The sequence below is a fragment of the Ochrobactrum soli genome, from assembly GCF_003664555.1.
Taxonomy (GTDB): Bacteria; Pseudomonadota; Alphaproteobacteria; order Rhizobiales; family Rhizobiaceae; genus Brucella; species Brucella teleogrylli.
In genome coordinates this window covers 82,160-102,815 of record NZ_RCHH01000012.1, presented here as the reverse complement: position 1 = coordinate 102,815, position 20,656 = coordinate 82,160, and the positions used below count along the sequence as shown (strand labels likewise).

Sequence of the window (20,656 nt, the reverse complement as noted above, 5' to 3'; positions counted from 1 at the left end):
GAGTTCAGTGCAAAGGTTTTACACACATGAACAGATTTGAATCGCCCCGCTCATCCTCCGAAGCTGTCCTGCGTTATCTCGACGGCGACTATGAAATCGTCAAGCACGGTTCCTATGTGCTCTGTGCCGTTACCGGCGCGCAGATTCCGCTGGACGAATTGAAATATTGGAGCGTTGCGCGGCAGGAAGCCTATGCGACCGGCCTCATTTCCTTCGAGCGTGAGCTTGAGTTCAACCCGGAAATGCGCAGCCGCACGAAGGCTTAGTTTCCTTATAAAGACCGGCTTTTAAAGCGCTCGATCGCCGTATCAAGGATATGATGGAGCGCATCCGTGCGCTCGAATTTCAGATCGATATCGAGAACCGCCAGTTTCGACAAAAATTCAGCCGGCACACCGACCATTGTGGCGAGACGCACATGGTCCTTTGCCGTGGTGATCAGCCCCAGCCCCTGCCTGCGGGCCGTATCGATCAGGTCGCGGATTTCATCGGGTTCAAAGCTGTGATGATCGGGAAACGAGCGCGTTTCCGCGATGACGCCGCCAGCCTGTGCAAGACTTGCATAAAACTTGTCGGGATTGCCGATACCGGCAAAGGCCAGCCAGCGCTGCCCCGCAACAGTAGCCGACGATGAAGGCAAAAGCGCGGCCTCATAGATCGGCCGTCCGGCGCGGGCCGCCTGACGGATCACGAAATCCGCAGCATCGCCTTTGCCGATCCGCAACAGCGCGTCGGTCTTGCGCATCTGGTCGGTCAGCGGCGCACGCAATGGACCCGCCGGGATAACACGGCCATTGCCGATGCCCCGCCCCGCATCCACCACCAAAAGCGCAAAATCGGCATGGAGCCGCGCGCTCTGGAACCCGTCATCCATGATGATGAAATCGCAGCCAAGCGATTGCAGATGCTGCGCGGCCTTCACCCGGTCGGGCGAAAGTGCCACCGGCGCATGGCGCGCCAGCAAAAGCGGTTCATCACCGACATAGCGGGCGCTGTCATGGCCGGGGTCAACGACATGCAACCCTTTATAGCTCCCGCCATAGCCGCGCGAGACGATGCCGGGCTTCAGCCCGCGCGCCTTCGCGCCCTTGGCAAAGGCAATCGCCGTGGGCGTCTTGCCTGCCCCACCGACGGTGAAATTGCCGATACAGAGAACGGGCAAAGCGATTTTGGGTGGTTCGGACCGGATCAGGCGTCGCCCGGCGATAGACCCGTAAATCCAGGCGGCAGGGGCCAGTGATCTTGCGCGCCAGTCGAGCTTTTCCCACCAGAATGGCGGCGCTTCGCTCGCCATATCAGATGCCGCCGTGGACGTAGGCAACCTCGTTGCGATTGCCGGGGAACTGCGCCTGCAGCACAAGCGGCTGGATGAACGGCTCCAGCGCGACAAGCGTGCGATCAAGCGCGCCGCGCATATCCTTCACGGTGTTGACGCCCGCATTGATCATGCCGCGCAGATGCTGCGGATTGTTGAACAGGAAATTGATAGCCCCGGCGAGCATGTTCCTGTCCTTCACGATGCGCGCGCCGCCATTCTTGATAAGGCGCTGGAAGGACTCGCGGAAGTTCTGCACATTCTTGCCAGTCAGCACAGCTGTACCCATCATCGCCGGTTCCAGCGGATTGTGCCCGCCTTCTTTGGTCAGCGAATTGCCGATGAAGGCAATCTCGGTCAATTGCAGATAAAGCCCCATTTCGCCAATTGTATCGCCGAGCAGAATATCGGTATCCGCTTCAACGGCCAAGCCACTGCTGCGTCTGGTGACTTTCAGCCCCTTTTCCGCCAGCATCGCTTCGATGGCAGGCGTGCGATCCGGATGACGCGGCACGATGATCGTCACGAGATGCGGATAGCGCACCTTCAGCATCTGATGCACTTCTGCGGCGATTGCCTCTTCTCCATCATGGGTAGAGATCGCAGCCCAGCTGCGCCGTCCGGCGATCTGCCGCTGCAACATGGAGAGCGCTTGTGGATCAGCAGGCGGTGGCGTGGTATCGACTTTCAGATTGCCCGACACGCTGACCGGGCGGGCGCCAAGCGTGCGGAAACGGTCGCCGTCGAGTTCCGACTGGGCCACGACATGAGCGAAATTTTCGAACAGGGCTTCTGCCAGCGCGGGCCGCTTTTGCCATCTGGCAAAGGAACGATCCGACATGCGGGCATTGACCAGCACTTGCGGAATATGACGACCGCCGAGCGACAGCACCGTCGCGGGCCAGATTTCGGATTCGCAGCCGATGGCGAGGTCCGGCTTCCAGTGATTGAGGAATTTGTTGACCGCCGGTTGCAGGTCGAGCGGCGCATATTGATGAATGACCTTGGAGCCCAGCTGATCGGCCACAAGCTTTGCAGATGTCACCGTGCCAGTGGTCATCACGACATGAATGCCGGTGGAGGCAATGCTTTCGATCAGCGGCGTGATGGCAACACTTTCGCCGACACTTGCCGCATGGGCCCAGATGACCGGACCTTGTGGGCGGGCGACGGCTGACTTGCCATAACGCTCACCACGGCGCTGCCGCTCTTCCTTGCCGCGCGACGCGCGATAGGCAATGTAAGGCCCCATGAAGGGATAGGCGGCGGAGCCGAACATGCGATAGGCTGACAATATATTGCGCGCCCAGCGTTCGCTCATTTCGCTTTCTCCAATGCCGCATAGGCGCGCACCGTGGCGTCATTCAGCAGGCGCGTCAGTTCCATGCGTTTTTCTTCCAGTTGCGTTTCATCGGCGTCGGCATCTACCCAGACATTGTCGGCGCGCACAACAACGGACCGTCCAAAAGGCAGTGGAATCGTCGTCTTGTCCCATGACTTCTCCAAAACATGATTTCTCGAGAAGGCATAAGCAACCGGAATGATCGGTCGCCCGGACAATTTCGCCAACAAAATGATCCCCTCGCCGGCCTCACGCGGCGTGCCGTGGGGAATGTCGGCGATGATCGATGCCGACTGTCCTTTTTTTAGCGCATTCTTCAAGGTGAGAAGCGCACGCGCACCGCCTTTTTCTGGCTGTGCCCGCGAGCTGCGCCCGCCGGACCCGCGCACGGTCATGAGACCGAGCTTTTCCGCGACGCGGGCGTTCAGCTCCGCATCGGCGCTGCGCGAAAACATGGCGACCAGTTCGATCCCCTTGGGGCAGATGAACGGCCCCATCAGATGCTGGCCATGCCAGAAGGTCACGATGAAAGGATCGTCCTTGCCGACCAGCGCTTGCGGATCAGCCGAGCCCTTCAGCCGCGTGTTGGTATAATAGACAAGCTTGAAATAGCTCGTGATGAGCCAGACCAATATCGACTTGACGACAGCTGACTGCGCCAGCGGCCCGCGCACGCGCTTCCAAAGACGCTTGGCAAGGCCGTCTTTTTTCTTGCGCCTGTCGGGCTGGGCCGCGGGCTGAACGGACCGCTCTTCGCCTTCCGTCATATGTTGGTCTGGACCGGGCAAACTGCTCAGTCCGCCTGCAGGGTCACACCTTCGGGATCGAGCAACCGATGCAGGTGCACGATGAAATAACGCATATGAGCGTTGTCGACAGTCGCTTGAGCCTTGGCCTTCCAGGCGGCTTTTGCGGATTCGTAGTTGGGATAGATGCCGACGATATCGAGGTTTTCGAGATCGCGGAATTGTACGGTTCCAAGCTTGGACAGCTCGCCGCCGAATACCAGATGAAGAAGCTGCTTTTTGTCGCCTTCGACACTCATGACAATAATCCCTGAACAATTTTGGTTCGCGGCATGATTAACCCAACGGTCACTCCGCGACAACACTCAACATTTCACGCAGCAAATTCCCGCTGGCCGCGACAAGAGCGCCGTGGCTCCGCGTCGGACCGCCATAAATGAGCGGAAGAGCATCGTTTGTCAGAATAGCCCCGCCCGACTCACTCAAGATGAGATCGGCTGCAGCCAGATCCCAATCATGCGAATTTGGCCGAATGAAGGTGCCCGCAATATCGCCCCGTGCCACCATCGCAATACGATAGGCAAGCGACGGCACATAGGCATGCAGCTTGACCCTGTCGCGCCATGTTTCCGGAAATATGGTCGTTGCGCTACGCGCCGAAGCGATGGTGAGCGTCCCGCCCTCCGGCGGCAGTTTGACATGGATCGGCGCATCGTTTTGCACCGCGCCAAGTCCCTGCCCGGCCTCGATCAGTTCTTTGCGAACCGGACATTCCAAAACCCCGGCAATCGGCCTGCCGTCCTCCACAATCGCGATGCTCACGCACCACTGGTCCTGACCGGCAATATAGGCACGGGTGCCGTCGATGGGATCGACGACGAAAGCGCGCCGCCGCTTTGCCTTGGCGCGGTCATCGGTGGTTTCTTCGGAAATCCAGCCATAATCGGGGCGCGCCGTCAAAAGCACGTCTTTCAGATAGCGGTCCACCGCAAGGTCGGCCTCGCTCACCGGCGAGTGACCGTCCTTCAACCAGACTTCCGGCGAGCGCCCGAAATAACGCATGGCGATGCGTCCGGCCTCGCGGGCGGCATCGCGCAACAGCGCCAGTTCTGCACGGGCTTCGCTCTGTTTGTCAGTTTCCGGCAAGGGTCATGCCTTCGATCACGAGGGTAGGCGCGGTCATCCCGAAATTGCGGTCGATATCCGATGCAGGTGTCAGATTGAGGAACATGTCCTTGAGGTTCGACGCGATGGTGACTTCGCTGACCGGATAGGCCAGCTCGCCATTTTCGATCCAGAAACCGGAAGCGCCACGACTATATTGGCCGGTGATCATATCGACGCCCTGCCCGAACACTTCCGTCACATAAAAGCCCGTGCCGACAGCGCGGATAAGGTCTTCCGGCGACTGCGCGCCCGGCTCGATGGCAAAATTGGTCGAGGCAGGTGAAACACCGGACCCCGAGCGCACGCCGCGTCCGTTGCCCGTCTGGCCCAGTTCGCGGGCGCTGGAACCGGACAGCAGCCAGTGTTGCAGCACGCCATCCTCAATCATGGTCAGCGGCTGGCCCTCAATGCCTTCACCGTCGAACGGACGGGACGACGAGCCGCGCATGCGCAGCGGATTATCGGTGACGTTGATGCCCTGCTTCAATATCTGCTTACCCAGGCTGTCGCGCAGAAAGCTCGTCTTGCGCGCAACCGACGCGCCATTAATGGCGCTGGCCAAATGCCCGGCAATACCGCGTGCGAGGCGCGGATCAAAGACCACCGTGACCGGGCCGGTCTTCGCCTGTCGCGCGCCAAGCCTGCGCACAGCGCGTTCACCGGCGCTGCGCCCGATGGCGTCCGGCGTATCGAGATCGGCGAAATGCAGCCGCGAACTGAAATCATAATCGCGCTCCATCCTGGTGCCTTCGCCCGCAATGGCCGAAACCGAGCGACCGAAGCGCGTGGCGGCATAGTGGCCAGCAAAGCCGGTGGAGGTGACAAGCACCAGCCCGCCGAGGCTGCGCGATGCGCCCGCGCCGCCGGAATTGGTCACGCCTTTGACTTCAAGCGCTGCTGCTTCCGTCGCCAGCGCATCCTGCGTCAGACGGTCGGTGTCGATTTCGGTCGTGTCGTAAAGATCGAGATCGCGCGGCGACTTTACCAGCAGCGCCGGATCGACAAGCGCTTCATAGGGATCTTCCGGCGCAACGCGCGCCATGGCGACGGCGCGCTCCGCCAGACGGTCCGGATCAGCGCCCGCATTGGCCGAAACGCTGGCGATCCGCCGACCGACAAAGACGCGCAGCGCAAAATCGTCGCTCTCCGACGATTCGGTTCCCTCAACCTTGCCAAGCCTCACCGAGACGCTGACGGAGCGGGCACGCATCACCACGGCATCGGCATGATCGGCGCCAGCACGTTGGGCAGCCTTCACCAACTGGGCCGCGCGCTCGACCAGCTTTTCCGCTGAATTATCTGAAATCATTGCATAATCCCGCTTTGGCAAGCTCGCCTCCGCCTGACCGGACATTGCATTGTGCAACGGGTCGTGACCGGGACTTGCTAAAAAAATATCGTCAATTTGGTCGACATTGGGCTGATTGCAGCCATATCTTGTTTCTATATTGCCGAAATCGGGGGGCATCAAGGCAAGCCCGTCCACATTTCTCCAAATCCTCACGTCGCGAGACCCGTCCGTCTCCGAACCACAAGAGCGCACAGCATGATTCCGACCGGTGGAAATCTCTACCTACAGGCCCTGATGATCCTTGGCGGCGCCATCATCGCCGCACCGCTGTTCAAGCGTCTGGGGCTTGGCACAGTGCTGGGCTATCTGGCCGCTGGCATCACGATTGGCCCCGTCGCGCGCCTCATCGCCGATGGCGAGGAATTCCTGCACTTTTCCGAGCTTGGCGTGGTTTTCCTGCTGTTCATCATCGGCCTCGAACTGAAGCCGTCGCGGCTCTGGGCGCTGCGCCACGCCATCTTCGGGCTTGGCGCGGCACAGGTTCTGCTATGTGGCGCGGTTCTCACCGCGCTCGGGATTTATCTGGCTGGCCTCAACCCGGAGGCCGCGATCATCATCGGCTTCGGTCTTGCACTTTCCTCGACGGCCTTCGCCATGCAGGTGCTGGAGGATCGCGCCGAGACCAACCAGAAGCATGGGCAGCGCGCTTTCGCGATCCTGTTGTTTCAGGACCTCGCCATCGTTCCAATTCTGGCGATCATTCCGGCCCTCTCGCCGAATGAACCCTCGCAGGCAAGCGCGGGCTTTCATCTGGCAACGGCGGTTGCGGCCATCGCCGCGCTCGTCATTGCCGGGCGCTATCTGATCAACCCGATGTTCCGGATCATCGCCAATACCGGCGCGCGCGAGGTTATGATTGCCGCCGCCCTCTTCGTCGTGCTGGGATCGGCAGGATTGTTGCAGGCCGCCGGTCTGTCGATGGCGATGGGCGCATTCATCGCTGGCGTATTGCTGGCGGAATCCTCCTATCGTCACGAACTGGAAGCCGACATCGAACCGTTCCGCGGTATTTTCCTCGGCCTGTTCTTCGTTGCGGTGGGCCTGTCGCTCAATCTCAGCGTAATTCTGGAATATTGGAAGACGATCCTTCTGGCCGTGCCGGTGTTCATGGTCGCGAAGATCGCCGTCATCTATGTTCTGTGCCGCATCTTCCGCTCCAGCCATAACGACGCCGTGCGCATCGCTTTCCTGCTGCCGCAGGGCGGCGAGTTTGCCTTCGTTTTGTTCTCCGCTGCTTCGGCTGCGGCGATCATCTCCAGCGCGCTTGGCTCTGAACTGGTGGCGGCTGTCACCGTATCCATGGCGCTGACCCCGCTTTCGGTGGCCATCGGTTCGAAGCTTCTCATCAAGGACAAGCCCGTCGATGAAATCGAAGAGGATTTCGAAGGCGCCGGTTCCGACGTGTTGATGATCGGCTTCTCGCGTTATGGCCAGATCGCATCGCAGATCCTGCTGGCTGGCGGTATCGACGTGACGGTGATCGACAAATCGCCCAACCGCGTACGCGCAGCAGGCAAGTTCGGTTTCCGCATCTATTTCGGCGATGGCACCCGCAAGGATGTGCTGGAAGCTTCCGGTATCCGCAAGGCCAAGATCGTCGCGGTGTGCACACACAATAAGGAAACGACCAACCATATCGTCAGCCTGATCCAGTCGGATTATCCGGATGTGCGCCTGTTCGTACGCTCCTATGACCGCGAGCATACGTTGCAGTTGCGGGCGCAGGGCGTGGAATACGAGTTGCGCGAAACTTTCGAATCCGGTCTGCTTTTCGGGCAGCGCACGCTGGAAGGTCTCGGCATGGCCGAGAACAACGCCTATGCCATCCGCGAGGATGTACGCCAGCGCGACGAGGACCGGCTGCATGTTCAGGCGTCGGAAGGCATCATGGCCGGGCGGCATTTGCTGTTCAACAAGCCCGTTACGCCTGAACCTCTGGTCAAGCCGACGCGTGAAGGCCAGCGCATCGACAAGACGGTGGATGCGCCTTCGCCTGCCGCCAATGACGATACGATGGAAGATGCAATTCCCGCCGAATAAAGCGGGAGCTAGGACAGCGTCGGAAGATTATCGCCCTCGATAATGCGGTCGAGGGCCTGTTTCAGTTCTTCGCGAACCCCGGCGCTCTGGTCGAGAATCTGATCGAATTTCAGGAAATCGAGCAGCCCGATGCGGCCGACATCCGGTCGCAGAAAAATATGCGGGGGGCGAATGCGGAATTTGTTCTCGATGATCGAACACATGGTCAGCTGATTACCGCCGATGACCGCTTCGAATGTCGTGGGCATATAGTCGTCATCACCGGGCGGTGCCCCAACGACATCGATGCCGATGACGATATCGGCCTTGTCGAACAGAAGATCGAACGGCACCGGATTGAAGAGACCGCCATCGACAAGAATGCGGCCATTGCGGCGCACCGGCGCGAAAACCGGAGGAATGGCGCAGGAAGCCGCAATAGCGGAACGCAAATCCCCATCGACAATCTGAACTTCCTTGGCGGCGTGGAAGTCCGCCGCCGTGATGCTCATGGGAATCTTGAGATCTTCCACATTGGCGGGCAGCGATGCCGGAAGAAAGGCATCGATAATTTTCTCGATGTTGAACTGGCTGACGCGAAAGCCGCCTTTCAGCAGTTCAACCCAGCGGGATGGACGCGTCTGCCACATGCGGCGCGCAACTTCCGAACGGCGATTGAAGATCGCCGCCATATAGTCGTGTATTTCTGTGCCGCGCATGCCGTTCGCCATGCCCGCGCCGACAATCGATCCGATGGATGAGCCAGCGATGGCCACGGGCCTGATGCCCAGTTCGTCCAGCGTTTCGATGATATGCAGATGCGCAATGCCGCGCGCGCCGCCGCCGCCGAAAGCGACGGCAATGCGGGGCGATGACGGCATGGCGTTATCCAACACTCTATCCCCTTGAGAGGAATCTTCGGTTTTTAGGCGCCCAAGGCTCTGATGAGATTCGGGCTATGGGGAGCCGAAAATGGTGGGGTTTGAGAACCGGAGCGGAGTGTACTTAAAGTACATGAGCACCGGAAGTCGTATGATCCCGAAAAGTTGCAGACTTTTCGGATGAGATCATGCGCATAAACTCAAACCACGCCATTTGCAGGCCGCCATTGCCCGAATATCGCAGAGCCTCAACTCTTAGCGGGTCCGTAAATCAATATCGCCGGTTCGGCATCGAGCAGCTTCTTGGCAATAGCCTTGATCTGATCGAGCGTCACCGCCTCGATAAGCGCCGAGCGCTTGTCGATATAATCGCGCGGCAGTCCCGCATCCTGCAAGCTGACCAGTGTTTCGGCAATCGCGCCCGAAGAATCAAGATTGTTCACCGCGTAAGACCCCTTGAGGAAGCTTTTCGCGGCGGCAAGTTCGGCTTCCGTCGGACCGTCGCTCGCCATGGCTGCCACCTGCTCGCGAATGATCTTGAGCGAATCCTGTGCCTTTTCCGGGCGTGTCGCGGTGGAGATCACCAAGGCCGTGACATGGTCATGCAACACCAGCTGCGACGAAACCGAATAGGCGAGACCGCGCTTTTCTCGCACTTCGGCATAAAGCCGCGAGGTGAAGCCGCCGCCCAGAATGTGGTTCATCAGATAGGCCGCGAAGAAGTCCGGGTCTTTGCGCGGGATTGCCGGATAGACAAACCGGATCGACGTCTGCGGCACATCGAAGGAGAGGCTGGTAGTGGTGCCGAGCGCCAGCTTGACGTCAGGCACCGGCACAAGCTCAGCCGCTGCGGGCAGATCGCCGAACACCTTGTCGAGCATCACGCCAAGGTCCTTGGCATTGATCGCGCCGACCACACCGATGGTCAGCCGGTCGCGGGCGAAATTCTTGCGATGGAACGTCACCAGATCGTCGCGGGTGATCGTCTGGAGCGATTTCGCCGTACCTTCGTCGGGACGCGCATAGGGATGGTTGCCATAAAGCACTTCCGCGAAACGGCGAGCGGCAATGGTGCCGGGGCTGCGCTGTGAAGCCTCGATGCTGGCCACGACCTGACTGCGAATGCGATCAATGGCGGGCTGGTCGAAGCGCGGCTTGTTGACCGCCAGCGCCACGAGGTCCATCACCGCATCGCGATTTTCCGCCAGCATGCGAACGCCGCCGGAAACGGCGTCCTGCGTGGCGGTGAAGCTCATTTCGGCGCCCAGATTATCGATCCGTTCCTGAAACGCATCGGAATCGAGATCGCCAGCGCCTTCATCGAACAGGCCAGTCATCAGATTGGCGAGGCCTTCCTTGCCTGCGGGGTCCTGCGACGTGCCGCCCTTGAACGAGAAGCGCATGGATACCAGTGGCACCGAACTGTCCTCCACCAGCCAGGCATGAATGCCCTTCGGCGAGACAACTTCCTGAATTTCGATGGCGCGCGCAGGCAATGCGCAAATCACGAGAAGCGTCATGGATGCGACCAGAACGCTTGCGAACGAGCGAGCGCGAGAAGCAAAGACGCGTTTGAAGTTCAGCATGATTATGGTCTTCACTGGATCGCTCCCTCTGCACCATTGCCGCTGGCACCGCTTGCGGGCGCGTTGGGGTTCTCACGGGCATTTTCCGGTTCGGCATCGGGTGGCAGGAGGTAGCTGGTCACCGACTGGTCCTTGACGAGATACCGCTCGGCCACATCACGAATCTGATCCACCGTCACGGATTTGATAAGGTCTGGCCATTTCTGGATATCTTCCACGGACTGGCCAACAGAAAGCGTCGAACCATAAATCCGCGCCATACCGGCCTGACTGTCACGCGCGAAAATAACCGCCTTCAGGAAGCGATTGCGTGCCTGATCCAGTTCGGTCTGGGTCACGCCGTCCTTGACGATGCGCGCAAGCTCGGCTTCCACCGCCTTCTCGACATCGCCCAGCGTTGCGCCGTCGCGCGGTGAGCCATAGACCGAGAACGTGCCGTCATCCAGCGCATCACCGCCATAGGCTGCGCCCGTGTTGGCCGCGATGCCGTTTTTGACGATCAGCGTCTGATAAAGGCGCGAACGGGTCGAGCCGCCGAGAATTTCGCTCAAGAGATCGAGCGCCGGCGCATCACCTGGCTTCACACCGGGAAAGCGCTTTTCGTTGGCATAGGACGGAACCAGCCATGACATGCGGAAGGAAGGCGTGCTAATGCGCGCATCATGCAGCGTCACCACGCGTGCGGCATGTTTTTCAGGCTCCTGCGGGCGGTCGCGCGGCAGAACTTCAGCGCGCTTCGGTACGCGGGCCCAGGTCTTGAGCGTCAATTCACGCACGCGTTCCGGCGTCACGTCACCGGCGATGACCAGCGTGGCATTGTTCGGCGTGTAATATTGCTGATAGAAATCGATGGCGTTCTTGAGGCTCAGCTTTTCCATTTCCTGCCGCCAGCCGATCACCGGCTTGCGGTAGGGGTGGTTATAGAACAGCACCGCATCGGTGTTTTCATTGAGCATGGCCGCCGGGGTGGAATCGACGCGCATGCGGCGTTCTTCCAGAATGACTTCGCGCTCGGTCGTCACGGCTTCATCGTTCAGCACCAGATTTTCCATCCGGTCCGACTCGAAATCCATGATCATTTCCAGCGCTTCCGGCGAAACCCGCTGATAATAGGCTGTGTAATCATAGGAGGTGAACGCGTTTTCTTCGCCGCCGATCGACGCGACCTTGGCCGAAAATTCCCCTGCCGGATGGGTTTTCGTACCCTTGAACATCAGATGTTCGAGAAAATGCGCAATGCCGGAAACGCCCGGCACTTCGTCTGCCGAGCCCACATGATACCAGATCATCTGCGTCACCACCGGCGCGCGATGATCGGGAATGACCACGACTTTCAGGCCATTGGGCAAGGTGAAATTGCTGACGCCATCCGACTGGGTGATTTCCGGCAGAGCCGCCTGATCAGCCTGATCGCCTTGCGCCTGTGGCGCGGGCGCTGGCTCGGCGGCATCGGTTTGGGCAGGGGGTTGATTTTGAGCTTCAACGGAGCCGGTTGCGAGCGGCAAAGCCAGCGCGAAACCAAGAGCGGTCGATAAAAACAGGCGTCGGAGGGAGGTGTTATTCACCAAGCGACATCTCCAATCGGTTTCATTTCCGCCCGGCCTTTCCGGGCGGCATGCTTCAAATCAATATCGGCGACACCGTCGCCGCACAAAAAGAACGCGACGGCAAACACCGCTGCAAATCATCTCAATCGGCTTTGATTTGGATGAGCCGAATGATTGTGCCGCCATAGTTCCGCTCGTCAAGCACAACAAATTGTTCGTCAAGCTCGAGCGAAGCTTCGGCAGCCTCTTCAAGCACCAAAAGTGCGTCAGGATTAAGCCAGCCGCCCTGAAGTGCCGATAAAAATGCTTTTTCGCCCATGCGCCGCCCATAGGGTGGATCTGCGAAGATCAGATCGAACGGTTCCATCGTGCCGACAATGCCAAGCTGGCAGGCGTCACGGCGGAGAATCTTCGTGTGGCCCTGCAAGCCGAGCGCCTCGACATTTTGGCGCAACAGCCCCCGGCCCTCCGCGGATTCCTCCACGAAGGTCGCGTATCGCGCGCCGCGCGAAAGGGCTTCAAGACCAAGCGCGCCGGTGCCTGCGAAGAGATCAAGCACACGCGCGCCTTCCACCTTGTCGGGAAAGCTGTGCGCGAGAACATTGAACAGGCTCTCGCGCGTGCGGTCCGTAGTGGGGCGAATGGCGTTGGTGGACGGTGTTACCAGCGGGCGACCGCGAAACTTACCGCCGACGATCCGCACCGCCGCCTCCCGATCTGCCACCGCCGCCTGGTTTTCCGCCGGTGGGCTTGCCACCGGTCGGCTTTCCACCCGGGCGTCCACCAGGCTTGCCGCCCGATTTGCCAGCTGGCTTTCCACCTTCAGGACCGCGACGCGGGCCGTCGCTGAAACCGCGTGGAGCGCCACCGCTGCGCGCGCCTGAACGCGTGTCGCGATCGGAACCGCCGAAACGGCCCTCGCCGCGCGCACCGCCCGGCTTGTCGGACTTATATGGCTTGTCAGACTTGAACGTCTTGCGACCCTCAAAACCGCCCTGCGAGCGCTCGCCGGAAGCTGCATCGCGCAGTTCGGCGCGCTCACGCTTGCCGGGGCGACGCTCCTTGTGCCCATCCTCGCGCTTTTCGCGCGTTTCCGAACGACCACCTTCAAAACGAGAGCCTTCGGCGCGAGGGCCGTAAGAGCGACCTTCCGCTCCCGGCTTGCCGCCAGCGCGCGGACCGCTTGAACGCTGGCCTTCCGGACGCTTGTTGTAACGGCGTTCGCCGCCCTCTTCGCGACCTTGCTCCGCATCGTCCGAACGGCGCGGACGCACCTGCATGTCGCCGCTGAACTTCGCGCCGCGATGCGGCATCTGATGTTCGACGCGAGCAGGCTTGGTAGCGGCCTTCTCGCCCTTTGGACGTGCGCCGGGCGCCATCCACACATTGGCATTGCCGCGACGGCGCGGCTCGACCTTTTCTGTCTTGTCTTCGCGTCCACGACGGCGTTCCGGGCGGCTGGAAATCCATTCGCGCTCACGCGGCGCGCGACGGGTTTCGCCTTCCTGTTCCGGTTGAGCTTCTTCCATCTCGCGACGGGTGCGGCCCTGCACAGCGGCATTGGAGAACTCGTTGAAGATGGGCGCGTCGAAATCGGCACCGGAATCTTCAACCAGCTTGTCGCCCAGCTGGTCGCGCAGCGTGCGGCCCTTGATTTCGCGCACAGCGCCTTCTTCAAGATCGCCAAGCTGGAACGGGCCGAAGGACACGCGGATCAGGCGACCGACCGTCAGACCAAGCGCGCCCAGAATGTTCTTCACTTCCCGGTTCTTGCCTTCGCGCAGACCAATATTGATCCAGACATTCGCGCCCTGAACACGCTCAAGCTCGGCTTCGATGCTGCCATAGAACACGCCATCGACAGCGATACCGTTCTTCAATTCATCGAGCTGCGGCTGCGTGACCTTGCCATGGGCGCGCACGCGATAGCGGCGCAGCCAGCCGGTAGACGGCAATTCCAGAACCCGCGACAACCCGCCATCATTGGTGAGCAGCAGAAGCCCTTCAGTGTTGATGTCGAGACGGCCAACCGACAGCACGCGCGGCATTTCAGCTGGCAGTGCGTCGAACACGGTCGGGCGACCTTCCGGATCGCGATTGGTGGTCACGAGACCCGCAGGCTTGTGGTAGAGCCACAGGCGGGTGCGCTCGGCCTGTTTCAGCGGCTTGCCGTCAACCGTGATCACGTCGGTGCGCTTCACATTGACCGCAGGACTGTCCAGCACCTTGCCGTTGACCGCGATCCGCCCGGCGGCGATCATCGTTTCGGCTTCGCGGCGCGAAGCGATGCCAACACGCGCCAGACGCTTGGCGATGCGTTCGCTGGTATCTTCTTCGGTTTCCACATCGCGCGGGGCACCCCGGCGCGGACCGGCGCGGCGCGCGTCATCCCGGTCGCCTTCATCGCGGCGCGGTCGGCTGTCACGACCGGGGCGGTCGCCGCCGCGTCCAGCCGGGCGTCCGCCCGAACGACCCTCGGGGCGTCCACTACGGCCATGAGGCGGCTTGCCGCCCTTGTTATCGTCGTCTTTAGTCATCTGGTATTGGCCTCTCAGCAGCGTTTCCGTATCACCTTGCACCGTCGAAAGCAGGCAAAGGAATGTCTGGAACGAAAACGCCGTATAAATCTGTTCGCAAATCGGTTTCGATTTCGAGAATTATGCAGTAACAAATCGCTCCAGTGCTTGCGAGCGAAATTTCCCGATCAATGCACGAAATGGAGTGCGCATGAAAGAGCGGGCACCCGCAACCGTTACCGACATGGCAACACCGATGGGCGCCGCGCTGGATGAAGCACGTGCTGCAGGCGCGCGCGGCGAAGTGCCGATTGGCGCTGTTGTTGTTCATGAAGGGCAGATCATCGCCCGCGCGGGAAACCGCACGCGGGAGCTGAACGACGTGACCGCCCATGCCGAAGTGCTGGTCATTCGTCAGGCCGGTAGGGCCCTGCAATCGGAGCGGCTTGTCGATTGCGACCTCTACGTGACGCTGGAACCCTGCGCCATGTGCGCGGCTGCGATTTCCTTTGCGCGCATCCGCCGCCTCTATTACGGCGCATCCGACCCCAAAGGCGGCGGCGTCGAACACGGCCCACGCTTCTACACCCAGCCCACCTGTCATCATGTACCGGAAATCTATGCAGGGTTTTCGGAAGGCGAAGCGCAGAAAATCCTCAAGGATTTTTTTCGCGAGAAACGCTGACCGGCATGTCCGACCCCACTATCAGCCGCCGACAGAATATTCTGGTATTTGCGCTTCTCATGCCGCTGATCGCTGTCCTGCTTCTCAGCTGGCTGGGCGCGGTCATTGTTATCAATCGATATTTTCCCGCACTGGCAATCTCGGCGGAAGATGTGCTGAATTATATTCTGGTCGGCGTCATTGCGATTTTTTACATGCCCTGGATTCAGGCGCGAAGCTTTCGCCGCCAGTTGGCAGAGTTTGAAAGCCAGCCACCAGCGCCCGTCAGCATTAGGTGCAAACGCTTTGGTCTCTATTGTATCGCCGCTTTCTCCCTGCTGCTGGCGTTCGGGCCATTATCTTTTCAGAGGCAAATATACAGCTGGGCCTATGGAACAGGGCTGGTGACCCGGTCCATATATCTTATTGAACTGCTATTTCTGGCGGGGGCTTTGCTGGTCATTGGCGTCGCAGCAGGTCTTGCAAAGATCATCACACGCATTCGCGCAAAAACGGCGGCGTCCGAACCGGACCATAAGGATCAAGCCGAAGTGGCCAGAATCTGGCGCGATTGCTTTGGCTATACCTATTGCCTCTGCGCCGCCTTATGTCTTCTTCCGGGGTTCTTTATCCTCAAATTCCCGTAAGGCACGGGGGCTTATCAGCCGCGAGCCTTATGCCCCGTCATATGGCGCAGTGTGTCGTCACGCAGCGCGAAATGGTGGAAAAGCGCCATGAAGACATGGCAGCCGATGACCGCCAGCAGAACCCAGCCGAGCAAGCCGTGCAAAGCATTGCCCGGAGATGTCAACGCGTCATTTTTCACGCCTGTCTCCGCGAAAATTTGCAGACCGAGAAACGAAAAGCCATGCCCATTGCCATAAGAACGCAACAAGCCGAGCGCCGGGACGGCAAACATCAGCCCATAAATCGCCAGATGCCCAAGCGATGCCATCTTGCCCACAAGACCGTCTGTCTGCGGACGGCGACCGAGATTCAAAATACCCCAGACGCCACGCAACAAAACCAGCACCAGCAATGCGAAACCAAGCTGGTGATGCATCGACCAGAAGAAACTATATATCGCGCTGTCCTTGGCGAAGACGCGCAGAATGGCCGACATGAACTGCCAGAGAAACAAGAGGGCCATCAACCAGTGAAAGCTTCGGGAGACAACGCCATAACCATTGCGGCTGTCCCAGATCGTGTTTGCGTTGGCCATTGAACTGTATCCTATAACTGAAAGTGGCACGGTGCCTTATGCCAGCGATGATGTCTTTGATTGAAATCAAATAGATGTCATCTCGAACAATATTAAAAAAATAAATTTATTACGAAACAATACCTTTATTCATCTTGAAAGAGTATGTCTCTATTATGTCCTAAACAAAACAGCCACGGCGGATATTCGCGCCATGGCTGCTCAAACTGTTACAGAATAATTCCGGAATTAGTTCCAGGGAAGATAATCGCGCCAGCCCTTGGATTTGCCAGCGGCCTTCTTGCGCTCGCGTTCCTTTTGCGCCTCATCCTGACCCAGTTCGCCGGTAGCGGCGGTGGACGCCGGTTGGCGATAGGCAAGCGGCGGCTCGCTCAGATATTTGCGGTTGGTAGCCGACCCCTGCGTCTGCGCCGCACGCTCTGCCTTCAGCGCGGCGATCTTCTTGGGATCGGCGTTCGGTAAACGGGAATCATATTCTTCGCGGCGGCTGTTGCCGCCCGGCAGCGCCGTCTGCAAATTGCTTGCAACCGGGCCGTCAGCTTCGATCGGAGAGACGAAGTTCGGATTGTCACGGTTGGCCGTGATTTCATCGCGCAGGCGCTTACGGCGCTGTTCCGGCGATTCTGGCCAGTTTGCACCACCCGCACTTGCAACATTGTCCTGCGGCGCAGGAAGCTGACCCTTGTCGCCCGGAGCCGGACGTACAAGATCGGGACGCGGCTTGTAGTCGATGCGTTCTTTCTTGTTCTTGCCCTGACCGAAGCTCGCCATATTGGAAACGTCGTCAAGGAGCTGTGCGCCCGACGTCTTGTCCGTTCCGTAGGTTGGCGATGACATGCAGCCTGACAGCGAAAGACCCGCTACAGCCGTCATAAGTATCAGAACTCGTCCGTCAATCTTCATTAGCGCCACTTCTTTTACGCCTGTCGATTCTTTGTTCGCGAGGCTTGCTCCAGCGTGCCTTGCCTCAAAAAACCGGCAACTCCAAGGCAGATCGTAAATTTTCCGAGGACTGCCTTGTACATGAGAGCAACCCATGCGGCAATCCGGCATTAACCGCTATTTCACCATGTTCACGCGCAAGGCTGCAACCCCTGTCACGCAAACAAACAATCCGCCCCGGATGAAACCGGAGCGGATTGCGATCTCTGCAATCAGGCGTCGAGCTTGCCGAGCGCCTTCAATTCGCGCAGTGCCTCGGCATCGCGCGCCGACACTTCCGGGAATTCCGGGTCGGAACCCACATCGGTGGTGTAGCGCCACGACCGCGCGCATTTTTCGCCTTCGGCACGCGCTGGCACAACGGCCACGCCCTTCACATCGCCAAGCATGAAAGCGCCTTCCGGTGCCGCTGCATCGCTGAACGAGATGCCGCTGGTGATGCAGATCTCCGCAAAATCGAGACCATCGAGCGAATCGCTCAGGCTCTTGTCGGAGATATGGACCACCGGCGAAGCTTCCAGCGACGAACCGATGCGCTTGTCGGCGCGTTCCAGTTCGAGAGCGCCGGTCACGACGCGGCGAACCGCGCGCACCTTGCGCCACTTTTCAGCCAGCACGTCGTCGCGCCATTCGGCCAGCGTCGGGCGGAACTGCTCGGCATGAACCGAAACCGACTGCGGATAACGGTCGAGCCATGCTTCTTCCATGGTGAAAGGCAGCATGGGCGCCAGCCAGGTCGTCAGGCGGTCGAAGATTTCGCGCACGGTCTGCAATGCGGCCTTGCGGCGCACGCTAGACGGCGCATCGCAGTAAAGCGCGTCCTTGCGGATATCGAAATAGAAGGCCGAAAGCTCGACATTCATGAAATCGATCAGCGAGCGCGCAATGCGTTTGAAATCGAACGCATCATAGCCGGAGCGGACGACTTCATCCAGTTCGGTCAGACGATGCAGCATCAGGCGTTCAAGTTCCGGCAGATCGGCATAAGCGACGTTTTCGCCTTTATCATGCGCCAGCGTGCCCAGCATCCACCGGATGGTGTTGCGCAGCTTGCGATAGGCGTCGATATTGGTCTGGATGATGCTCTTGCCGAGACGCTGATCTTCCCAATAATCGGTCGTCATGACCCAGAGACGCAGGATATCCGCACCGGATTCCTTGATGACGTCCTGCGGCGTAACCGTATTGCCGAGCGACTTCGACATCTTCTTGCCGTGCTCGTCCATGGTGAAGCCATGGGTCACGACGGCATTATATGGCGCGCGACCGCGCGTGCCGCAGCTTTCGAGAAGCGACGAATGGAACCAGCCGCGATGCTGGTCCGAGCCTTCGAGATAGACGTCTGCGGGCCACTTCATGTCCGGGCGGTCTTCCAGCGTGAAGGTGTGGGTCGAACCGGAATCGAACCAAACGTCCAGAATGTCGCGCACCTGCACCCAAGGCTCATCGGCGCGGTTGCCGAGGAAACGCTCGCGTGCGCCTTCGGCAAACCATGCATCGGCACCTTCCGCTTCAAATGCATCGAGAACACGCTTGTTGACCGCATCATCCTGAAGGATGTTGCCTTCCTCATCCACGAAAACGCAGATCGGCACGCCCCAAGCGCGCTGACGCGAAAGCACCCAGTCCGGGCGACCTTCGATCATCGAACGCAGGCGCGTCTGACCGGCAGCCGGGACGAAACGCGTATCGTCGATGGCCTTCAGCGCGCGCGAACGCAGTGTGGTGCCGTCGCCAAGGTTCTTGTCCATATAGACGAACCATTGCGGCGTGTTGCGGAAGATGACCTGCTTCTTAGAACGCCAGGAATGCGGATAGGAGTGCTTCAGGCGACCACGGGCGAAGAGCTTGTCACGAGCAATGAGCTGATCCATCACCGACTTGTTGGCGTCGCCCTTCTTGCCGTTGTCGTCAATGACGCGCGCGGGGCCGCCTTCACGGTCCGGGCCAAAGCCCGGTGCGTCCTTGGTATAGTAGCCGCCATCATCGACCGGGAACGGGATGCTCGGATCGATACCGCGCGCTTCCAGCTCGCGAACATTGTTCATCCAGGCTTCAAAGTCTTCGCGGCCATGGCTTGGCGCGGTGTGGACGAAGCCCGTGCCCGCATCGTCGGTCACATGGTCACCGTCGAGCATCGGAACTGCGAACTCATAGCCGCCGCCAAAGCCCTTCAGCGGATGATCGAGCACGACCTTGCCAAGCTCATCGGACGAAACACTGCGCAGGCGCTTGAACTGAAGCTTTGCCTTGGCGAAGCTTTCTTCGGCCAGCTTGTCGGCGAAGATGAGCTTTTCGCCAGGACGCGGGCCAAAATCATTCTCGGCTTCCGTGACTTCATAAAGCCCGTATGCGATACGCGACGAATAGGACACGGCGCGGTTGCCGGGGATGGTCCATGGGGTGGTCGTCCAGATCACCACATCGCTGCCAGAAAGTTCGTTCTGACCAGCGACCGGGAACTTGACCCAGATCATATCCGACTCGACATCATGATATTCGACTTCGGCCTCGGCGAGCGCGGTGCGTTCGACAACCGACCACATCACCGGCTTGGAACCGCGATAAAGCTGACCGGAAGCCGCGAACTTGAGAAGCTCGCCAGCGATACGCGATTCAGCATGGAAGTTCATCGTGGTATAGGGGTTTTCGAAATCTCCGAGGATAGCAAGGCGCTTGAACTCATCCGTCTGGACCTTGATCCAGTTGGCGGCGAATTCCCGGCATTCCCTGCGGAATTCGTTGATCGGTACTTCGTCCTTGTTCTTGCCTTCGGCGCGATATTTTTCCTCGATCTTCCACTCGATCGGCAAGCCGTGGCAATCCCAGCCCGGAACATAGTTCGAGTTGAAGCCGCGCATCTGGAACGAGCGGGTGATGACGTCCTTAAGGATCTTGTTCAGCGCATGGCCGATATGGATATTGCCGTTGGCATAGGGCGGGCCATCGTGCAGCACATAGAGCGGGCGGTCTTTCGCCTGCTCGCGCAGCTTCTTGTAAAGGTTCATCCCCTCCCAGCGCTCGACGAACAGCGGTTCGCGCTGCGGCAGGCCCGCGCGCATCGGAAATTCTGTCTGCGGCAGATTGAGGGTTTTTGAGTAATCGATCTTGGTCGTCTCGGTCATGATGGGTATTCGCCTGTGGAGCCTCGGCCAGAAATGGCGGGCATGTGGATCAACGATAACAGGGGGACTGTAAGAGCACAGCCGGTCGTTCCCGGACCTCCCCACCAGTTATTGCCTGGCAAAACAGCCATTCAGGCAAAGCGGGAGGCCGGGCCAATAATTCGTATGGCCGTCATGATAAGCCGAAAATCCGTCATCATGGGCACGCTTTTAGCAATGAGCTTTGCAGGAAT

The 20,656-nt window shown here is 59.6% G+C and carries 18 protein-coding genes; 4 read left to right on the top strand and 14 right to left on the bottom strand.

All coding sequences use genetic code 11. The features are described 5' to 3' along the window. Window positions 1-26 precede the first annotated feature (26 nt). Window positions 27-266, top strand: coding sequence for a DUF2093 domain-containing protein (locus D8666_RS18140; protein ID WP_109367783.1), 240 nt, complete (start codon window positions 27-29; stop codon window positions 264-266). A gap of 5 nt (window positions 267-271) precedes the next feature. On the opposite strand, the gene lpxK is transcribed toward D8666_RS18140, so the two are convergent. Genes lpxK through D8666_RS18110 form a run of 6 tightly spaced genes read right to left on the bottom strand, consistent with a single transcriptional unit; the run spans window position 272 to window position 5,879 of the window. Next, window positions 272-1,294: a tetraacyldisaccharide 4'-kinase gene (gene lpxK, locus D8666_RS18135; RefSeq protein WP_109367784.1), complete on the bottom strand. Its 1,023-nt coding sequence runs from the start codon at window positions 1,292-1,294 to the stop codon at window positions 272-274. Window position 1,295: 1 nt separating this feature from the next. Next, complete coding sequence (gene waaA / locus D8666_RS18130) at window positions 1,296-2,636, bottom strand: lipid IV(A) 3-deoxy-D-manno-octulosonic acid transferase (protein ID WP_109367785.1); 1,341 nt, start codon at window positions 2,634-2,636, stop codon at window positions 1,296-1,298. Next, a complete protein-coding gene (locus tag D8666_RS18125; protein WP_109367786.1) occupies window positions 2,633-3,424 on the bottom strand; it encodes a lysophospholipid acyltransferase family protein in 792 nt (263 codons plus the stop codon). The genes waaA and D8666_RS18125 overlap by 4 nt, the downstream gene beginning before the upstream one ends. 26 nt (window positions 3,425-3,450) lie before the next feature. After that, window positions 3,451-3,702, bottom strand: coding sequence for a DUF4170 domain-containing protein (locus D8666_RS18120; protein WP_109367787.1), 252 nt, complete (start codon window positions 3,700-3,702; stop codon window positions 3,451-3,453). A gap of 49 nt (window positions 3,703-3,751) precedes the next feature. Next, complete coding sequence (locus D8666_RS18115) at window positions 3,752-4,549, bottom strand: 3'(2'),5'-bisphosphate nucleotidase CysQ (protein ID WP_109367788.1); 798 nt, start codon at window positions 4,547-4,549, stop codon at window positions 3,752-3,754. After that, entirely contained in the window at window positions 4,536-5,879 is a 1,344-nt protein-coding gene (locus D8666_RS18110) for a TldD/PmbA family protein (protein ID WP_109368032.1), read from the bottom strand. Before D8666_RS18110 ends, D8666_RS18115 begins: the two co-directional genes overlap by 14 nt. A gap of 237 nt (window positions 5,880-6,116) precedes the next feature. On the opposite strand from D8666_RS18110, the gene D8666_RS18105 reads away from it, so the two are divergent. Then, window positions 6,117-7,961, top strand: coding sequence for a monovalent cation:proton antiporter-2 (CPA2) family protein (locus D8666_RS18105; RefSeq protein WP_109367789.1), 1,845 nt, complete (start codon window positions 6,117-6,119; stop codon window positions 7,959-7,961). Window positions 7,962-7,969: 8 nt separating this feature from the next. On the opposite strand, the gene D8666_RS18100 is transcribed toward D8666_RS18105, so the two are convergent. From D8666_RS18100 to D8666_RS18080, 5 genes are all read right to left on the bottom strand, one after another. Next, window positions 7,970-8,833, bottom strand: coding sequence for a patatin-like phospholipase family protein (locus D8666_RS18100; protein ID WP_109367790.1), 864 nt, complete (start codon window positions 8,831-8,833; stop codon window positions 7,970-7,972). A gap of 236 nt (window positions 8,834-9,069) precedes the next feature. Then, window positions 9,070-10,407: a M16 family metallopeptidase gene (locus tag D8666_RS18095; protein WP_171318674.1), complete on the bottom strand. Its 1,338-nt coding sequence runs from the start codon at window positions 10,405-10,407 to the stop codon at window positions 9,070-9,072. 11 nt (window positions 10,408-10,418) lie between these two features. After that, window positions 10,419-11,972, bottom strand: a complete 1,554-nt coding sequence (locus tag D8666_RS18090) for a M16 family metallopeptidase (RefSeq protein WP_109368033.1) — start codon at window positions 11,970-11,972, stop codon at window positions 10,419-10,421. 124 nt (window positions 11,973-12,096) lie between these two features. Next, entirely contained in the window at window positions 12,097-12,657 is a 561-nt protein-coding gene (gene rsmD / locus D8666_RS18085; protein ID WP_109368034.1) for a 16S rRNA (guanine(966)-N(2))-methyltransferase RsmD, read from the bottom strand. After that, a complete protein-coding gene (locus D8666_RS18080; protein WP_109367792.1) occupies window positions 12,638-14,491 on the bottom strand; it encodes a pseudouridine synthase in 1,854 nt (617 codons plus the stop codon). The genes rsmD and D8666_RS18080 overlap by 20 nt, the downstream gene beginning before the upstream one ends. 190 nt (window positions 14,492-14,681) lie before the next feature. Between D8666_RS18080 and D8666_RS18075 the strand changes: the two genes are divergently transcribed. Next, window positions 14,682-15,155 carry a nucleoside deaminase gene (locus tag D8666_RS18075; protein ID WP_109367793.1) on the top strand — a complete coding sequence of 158 codons (474 nt, stop codon included), beginning with the start codon at window positions 14,682-14,684 and terminating at the stop codon, window positions 15,153-15,155. A 59-nt stretch (window positions 15,156-15,214) separates the two neighbouring features. After that, window positions 15,215-15,781 (top strand): hypothetical protein, encoded by a 567-nt coding sequence (locus D8666_RS18070; RefSeq protein ID WP_124915960.1) that lies wholly within the window; start codon window positions 15,215-15,217, stop codon window positions 15,779-15,781. A gap of 14 nt (window positions 15,782-15,795) precedes the next feature. Here the strand turns inward: D8666_RS18070 and D8666_RS18065 are convergent, their stop codons facing one another. The 3 genes from D8666_RS18065 to ileS form a co-directional block, all read right to left on the bottom strand. Further along, the gene (locus tag D8666_RS18065; RefSeq protein ID WP_109367795.1) at window positions 15,796-16,356 is read right to left on the bottom strand and encodes a cytochrome b; all 561 of its coding nucleotides are present in this window, start codon (window positions 16,354-16,356) and stop codon (window positions 15,796-15,798) included. A 228-nt stretch (window positions 16,357-16,584) separates the two neighbouring features. Further along, window positions 16,585-17,259: a hypothetical protein gene (locus D8666_RS18060; RefSeq protein ID WP_109367796.1), complete on the bottom strand. Its 675-nt coding sequence runs from the start codon at window positions 17,257-17,259 to the stop codon at window positions 16,585-16,587. Between the two features lie 251 nt (window positions 17,260-17,510). Continuing rightward, complete coding sequence (ileS, locus tag D8666_RS18055; protein WP_109367797.1) at window positions 17,511-20,423, bottom strand: isoleucine--tRNA ligase; 2,913 nt, start codon at window positions 20,421-20,423, stop codon at window positions 17,511-17,513. Window positions 20,424-20,656: the final 233 nt, after the last annotated feature.

Excerpts from the sequence above, each read along its gene's own strand:
- D8666_RS18140 (WP_109367783.1), top strand. The coding sequence starts at position 27 with ATGAACAGATTTGAATCGCCCCGCTCATCCTCCGAAGCTGTCCTGCGT.
- lpxK (WP_109367784.1), bottom strand. The coding sequence starts at position 1,294 with ATGGCGAGCGAAGCGCCGCCATTCTGGTGGGAAAAGCTCGACTGGCGC.
- waaA (WP_109367785.1), bottom strand. The coding sequence starts at position 2,636 with ATGAGCGAACGCTGGGCGCGCAATATATTGTCAGCCTATCGCATGTTC.
- D8666_RS18125 (WP_109367786.1), bottom strand. The coding sequence starts at position 3,424 with ATGACGGAAGGCGAAGAGCGGTCCGTTCAGCCCGCGGCCCAGCCCGAC.
- D8666_RS18120 (WP_109367787.1), bottom strand. The coding sequence starts at position 3,702 with ATGAGTGTCGAAGGCGACAAAAAGCAGCTTCTTCATCTGGTATTCGGC.
- D8666_RS18110 (WP_109368032.1), bottom strand. The coding sequence starts at position 5,879 with ATGATTTCAGATAATTCAGCGGAAAAGCTGGTCGAGCGCGCGGCCCAG.
- D8666_RS18105 (WP_109367789.1), top strand. The coding sequence starts at position 6,117 with ATGATTCCGACCGGTGGAAATCTCTACCTACAGGCCCTGATGATCCTT.
- D8666_RS18095 (WP_171318674.1), bottom strand. The coding sequence starts at position 10,407 with ATGCTGAACTTCAAACGCGTCTTTGCTTCTCGCGCTCGCTCGTTCGCA.
- D8666_RS18080 (WP_109367792.1), bottom strand. The coding sequence starts at position 14,491 with ATGACTAAAGACGACGATAACAAGGGCGGCAAGCCGCCTCATGGCCGT.
- D8666_RS18075 (WP_109367793.1), top strand. The coding sequence starts at position 14,682 with ATGAAAGAGCGGGCACCCGCAACCGTTACCGACATGGCAACACCGATG.
- D8666_RS18070 (WP_124915960.1), top strand. The coding sequence starts at position 15,215 with ATGCCGCTGATCGCTGTCCTGCTTCTCAGCTGGCTGGGCGCGGTCATT.
- D8666_RS18065 (WP_109367795.1), bottom strand. The coding sequence starts at position 16,356 with ATGGCCAACGCAAACACGATCTGGGACAGCCGCAATGGTTATGGCGTT.
- D8666_RS18060 (WP_109367796.1), bottom strand. The coding sequence starts at position 17,259 with ATGAAGATTGACGGACGAGTTCTGATACTTATGACGGCTGTAGCGGGT.
- ileS (WP_109367797.1), bottom strand. The coding sequence starts at position 20,423 with ATGACCGAGACGACCAAGATCGATTACTCAAAAACCCTCAATCTGCCG.